We start from the raw sequence: 4,377 nt of genomic DNA, 5'->3' as shown, positions 1-4,377 counted from the left end.
GCGCCGTCGACGAACAACAAACCTTGCACCTGCCAGTTCTGTTTGCCGTCCGGTGCATAGCTTTCGAGCGTCGCCCCGAGGCCCGCACCGATCGGCTCGTAGCGCGGACCGATGCCGTTGGTCGACACATACATGTTGCCGCGCGCATCCACACCTACGCCGGTCAGGCCGTTAAAGCGCTGCGGCCCCGGTTTGCCGGGGACACCGCTAAAAATCCCGCCGCGTTCGCCGAGCGAGCCAGACTCCGTGTAACGGCCATTGCTCTTGCTGAAGAACAGCACTTGCTGACGCGGGCCGTTGTCGGCGATCAGAACGCGGCCTTGTGCATCTATCGCGATATCGACCGCAACCGTATCGGCGGGCAACGTCAACGTTTCGTCGACGCGCTTGCCCGCAGCGGTGTAGTGCTCCACGTGCGGTGCCTTGTCGTTGCGCGTGCCGCTCAACACCCAGAGCGTGCCGTCGGGGGCAAGCGCGATACGACCCGGTTCGTGCACTGTCCACGTGGTTTTCTGCTGCATCGATTCCGTGTCATAGACTTCGATGCGATCGCGCGCGGTGTTCGCCGCGTAAAGCGTGGTGTCGTTCGCCGCCAGTCCGCCGATTTCGGCACTCGTGCCGGTTGGCACTTCGTTCGTCATCAGAAAGCCGGCGGCCAGTTGCGCATGCGGGTCGGTGCTTTTTGCGGCCGGCTGGAACGGTGCGGCGCGCTTCGGATCGGCGATCTGCCGGCGCGAAATACCGAACCATTGCTTGCCCTTCTCCGGCCACACGCCCTGCTCGACCAGATGCCCCTTCTCATTGCCGACCGAGATCGCGACGAAGGCGTACTTGCGATTCACCGCAATCGCGCTGCCGCCGCCGTTGCCCCAGCCGTGCGTGCCGCCCGCGAAGCCCAGCATCTTGCCGTTCTGGTAGACGCTCGCTTCAGCGCCGCTTTCGTCCCACGGCGCATTCGTGTAGACCTTGCCGTCCGGCGCGACCGCAATCGCGGTGATGTTGATCTGCGTCCACGTGCCGTCGCCGAAACCAAAGGTATTGCCGATCCAGGAATTTTTCGCGTTCAACACGGTTTCCGCGGATGCCGTGAAGCTGACCGATGCCGCCGTCATTCCGACCGCATAGGCGAGTACAGCAATCCAGGTTTTGAACGTGAAACGGGCCAAAGTTATTCCTCCAATCAGGGCCGTGCCGCAATCGGGCACATGGCCCGCGCGGGTGCAAAATCCAGTGAAGTGACAGCAGAGGCCACGAGAAGCAGAAGCGACGTAAGAGCAGGGACTGATTCCCGCAAGACACGACGTATAAGACGAGGCTTTGAGATCTGGCTCGCCACAGCGCCGTCACTCGAGCAGGAGCACGAATATGAACACTGAGTGAGCACTGAGCGCGTGACGCACGCGCCGTCCTTGGCCACCCAATCCGCACCGATCACATTACGCGGAAAAACCGCCACAACGAAAATCGAAAATAATTCAAAAATATTCGATGCTTTAAGCGTTGTGAAAGAAAATGATTTAAAAATCGATTAAATGAAAATAGACGTGACGGCCGGTGTCCAGCGGCGCCTTTGCCTCCATCTTTACCGATGCGGCCTGATGCTGCCTGCACTTCTTACGCATTACGACAGCTTCAAGACACAAGCATAAAAATCAATTCCGAATGGATAACGAAACACCCTGTTGCAATCTGATTCACTTATCCATTTCATTCCCGTTTTTTCATCAATTTATTTTCCCTAGAATCAAATGCACTTCCGTTGCGACGCGAAGCGGGCGCGCCCCCGTTTTCTCAGGCCCTGTTCCTGACTTGAGAAGAAGGCGCGCGCGATCCTTCGCGTGGCCAATCCGCTTCACACCATGGACGGTTCATGACTGCTCGTGCACTGCCCTCAGCGCCTTCTCACTCTCGCCGCATCGTGCAGCTCGACGGCTTGCGCGCCATCGCCGTGCTCGCGGTATTCGCCCAGCACGCCTTGAAAGCGCCGCTATGGATGGGCGTCGATCTGTTTTTTGTTTTGAGCGGCTTTCTGATTACCGGCATCCTGCTCGAACGCAAGGCGCGTGAGCAGTCGTATTTCGGCTATTTCTATGCGCGCCGGGCGCGGCGCATCCTGCCGCCTTATCTGCTGCTGATGGTGGTGTCGTCGATTCTGTTCGGCTTCGGCTGGGCGCAGCACTGGCAGTGGTACGCCTTCTTCGCGACCAATATTGGCGACGCGCTCAATCAAAGCGGTCACGACAGCCTGAATGTGCTGTGGTCGCTGGCCGTTGAAGAGCAGTTCTATATTTTCTGGCCGTTCGTGATTTTGTTGCTGCCTGAGCGCGTGCTCGGCTACGTGGCGGCCGCGTTGATCGTGCTGGTGCCTGTGCTGCGCGCGGTCGCCACGCCCTGGTTCGATTCGTTCTGGCCGATCTATTACCTGACGCCGTTCCGCATGGACCTGCTCGCGGCCGGCGCGCTGCTCGCGGTCGCCGTGCGGCGCGATCGCAACGCGCTCGAACCGTTCAAGGGCCTCGCCGTGCTCGGCTTCTTTGCCGCGCTGGCCGTGCTGGCATGGCTGCATCTGCACTACCCGCGGTTTCGGGCGGCGAATACGCCGCTGTCGAACGCAGGGCTCTACAGCGTTTCATTGGTGCTTTGTACTTCCGTCGTGGTCATCGCTTTGCAGAGCAAGGGCATCGTCAAACGGCTGCTGTGCAACCCCGTGCTGGTTTATATCGGCACCATCAGCTACACGATCTATCTGATCCACCTGAGTGTGCTGTACACGCTGTGGCCGTTGCATCTGAACCGCTATCTGACCGCGGCGCTGGCGCTCGCGATTACCCTCGCCTACGCCAGCATCACGTGGTTCGCGTTCGAAAAGCGTTTGATCTTCGGCTCGGCAGGCAAAACGCCAGCGCCCGCCGGCAGCGTGTCGGGGGGCGCATCGCAAGCGCCGCAAAGCCGCGCATGAAGCGCCGCGCGTGGCTTGCCGCGAGCGTGTCGGTCGCAGCGTCGGTGCTGGTTTCGCCGGCATTCGATGCACATGCCGGCAGTCGTGCCGCCACGCAGGTGCTGATAGACGCCTATGGCGATTCGACCACGCTCGGTATTACGTGTAGCGACGGCCACTGCGGCCCTCAGGCGCAAAACGCCGTGTCATATCTGCAGAGCGAATTGCAAGCGAGGTACGGTGAACGGGTGCGCGTCACGAACTACGGCGTGGGCGGCACGATGGCCACCCAGTTGCGCGACGGCACCGGCAACCGCCGCGCCGGCCCGACTGCCGGTCTGCCATGGCAGGAACGGCTCGCCGCTTCGTCCGCGCAGATCGTGTTGATCAACTACGGCATCAACGAAGTGATGCAGAACCAGACGCCGGAGCAGTTTTACGCGGCCGAAACGACGCTCGTGAAAACCGCGCGTGCGCTCGGCAAGGAGCCGGTTCTGCAGACGTCGAACCCGATGCCCGACAACCGCCTCAACGCGCGGCTCGCGGCAATGGTCGCGATGACGCGCCGCGTAGCGGCCGAACAACAGGTGGCGCTCGTCGATCAGTTCGCGTTCGTCAGCAATCTGCCGGACTGGAAGATGTTGATGTCCGACGGCGCGCATCCGAAGCCGGGCTTGTACCGGCTCAAGGCTGAACAGGATTTTCGGGTCGTCGATCCGCTGGTGCGGCGACTGCTGGACGGCACGCTCTGAAGTTCTTTTTTCTTTTAACAATATCGAAGGCAAGCTATGAGCCAACCACGCAAAGCGATCATCACCGGCGTATCCGGACAGGACGGCGCCTATCTGACCAAACTGCTGCTCGACAAGGGCTACCACGTGACCGGCACCTACCGGCGCACGAGTTCGGTCAACTTCTGGCGCATTCGTGAGCTCGGCGTGCTCGATCATCCGAATCTGCGTCTGGTCGAACACGATCTGACCGACCTCGGCTCCACGCTGCGCCTGCTCGAAGGCGCGCAGGCCGACGAGTTGTACAACCTTGCCGCGCAAAGTTTCGTGGGCGTCTCGTTCGACCAGCCCGTGACGACCGCCGAAGTGACCGGCATCGGCGCGCTGAATCTGCTCGAAGGCATCCGCATTCTGAATCCGAAGACCCGTTTTTATCAGGCGTCGACCTCGGAAATGTTCGGTCTCGTGCAGGCTGTGCCGCAACGCGAGGACACGCCCTTCTATCCGCGCAGCCCGTACGGTGTCGCCAAGCTGTTCGCGCACTGGTCGACCATCAATTATCGCGAGTCGTACGGTATCTTCGCCAGCAGCGGCATTCTGTTCAATCACGAATCACCGCTACGTGGCCGCGAATTCGTCACCCGCAAGATCACGGACACGGTCGCGAAGATCAAGCTCGGCAAGCAGGACGCGCTGGAACTCGGCAAC

General features: G+C 60.8%; 3 protein-coding genes and 1 pseudogene. 3 read left to right on the top strand and 1 reads right to left on the bottom strand.

Features of this window, described 5'->3' with window-relative positions; translation table 11 throughout:
- Positions 1-1,166: pseudogene (locus tag VFE81_RS10050) on the bottom strand (hypothetical protein); the annotation flags it as partial.
- Between the two features lie 704 nt (positions 1,167-1,870).
- Here VFE81_RS10050 and VFE81_RS10045 point away from each other — a divergent pair.
- The 3 genes from VFE81_RS10045 to VFE81_RS10035 all read left to right on the top strand — a co-directional run.
- Positions 1,871-2,959 (top strand): acyltransferase, encoded by a 1,089-nt coding sequence (locus tag VFE81_RS10045; RefSeq protein ID WP_325044449.1) that lies wholly within the window; start codon positions 1,871-1,873, stop codon positions 2,957-2,959.
- Complete coding sequence (locus tag VFE81_RS10040) at positions 2,956-3,690, top strand: SGNH/GDSL hydrolase family protein (RefSeq protein ID WP_325044448.1); 735 nt, start codon at positions 2,956-2,958, stop codon at positions 3,688-3,690. Before VFE81_RS10045 ends, VFE81_RS10040 begins: the two co-directional genes overlap by 4 nt.
- Before the next feature lie 36 nt (positions 3,691-3,726).
- On the top strand, positions 3,727-4,377 hold a 651-nt coding region (locus tag VFE81_RS10035), incomplete at its 3' end, for a GDP-mannose 4,6-dehydratase (RefSeq protein ID WP_325044447.1).

This window comes from Paraburkholderia sp., from assembly GCF_035656215.1.
In the GTDB taxonomy this organism is placed as follows: domain Bacteria; phylum Pseudomonadota; class Gammaproteobacteria; order Burkholderiales; family Burkholderiaceae; genus Paraburkholderia.
The sequence above is the reverse complement of the archived record's forward strand: the minus strand, read 5'-3'. Positions and strand labels throughout refer to the sequence as shown.

Excerpts from the sequence above, each read along its gene's own strand:
- VFE81_RS10045 (WP_325044449.1), top strand. The coding sequence starts at position 1,871 with ATGACTGCTCGTGCACTGCCCTCAGCGCCTTCTCACTCTCGCCGCATC.
- VFE81_RS10040 (WP_325044448.1), top strand. The coding sequence starts at position 2,956 with ATGAAGCGCCGCGCGTGGCTTGCCGCGAGCGTGTCGGTCGCAGCGTCG.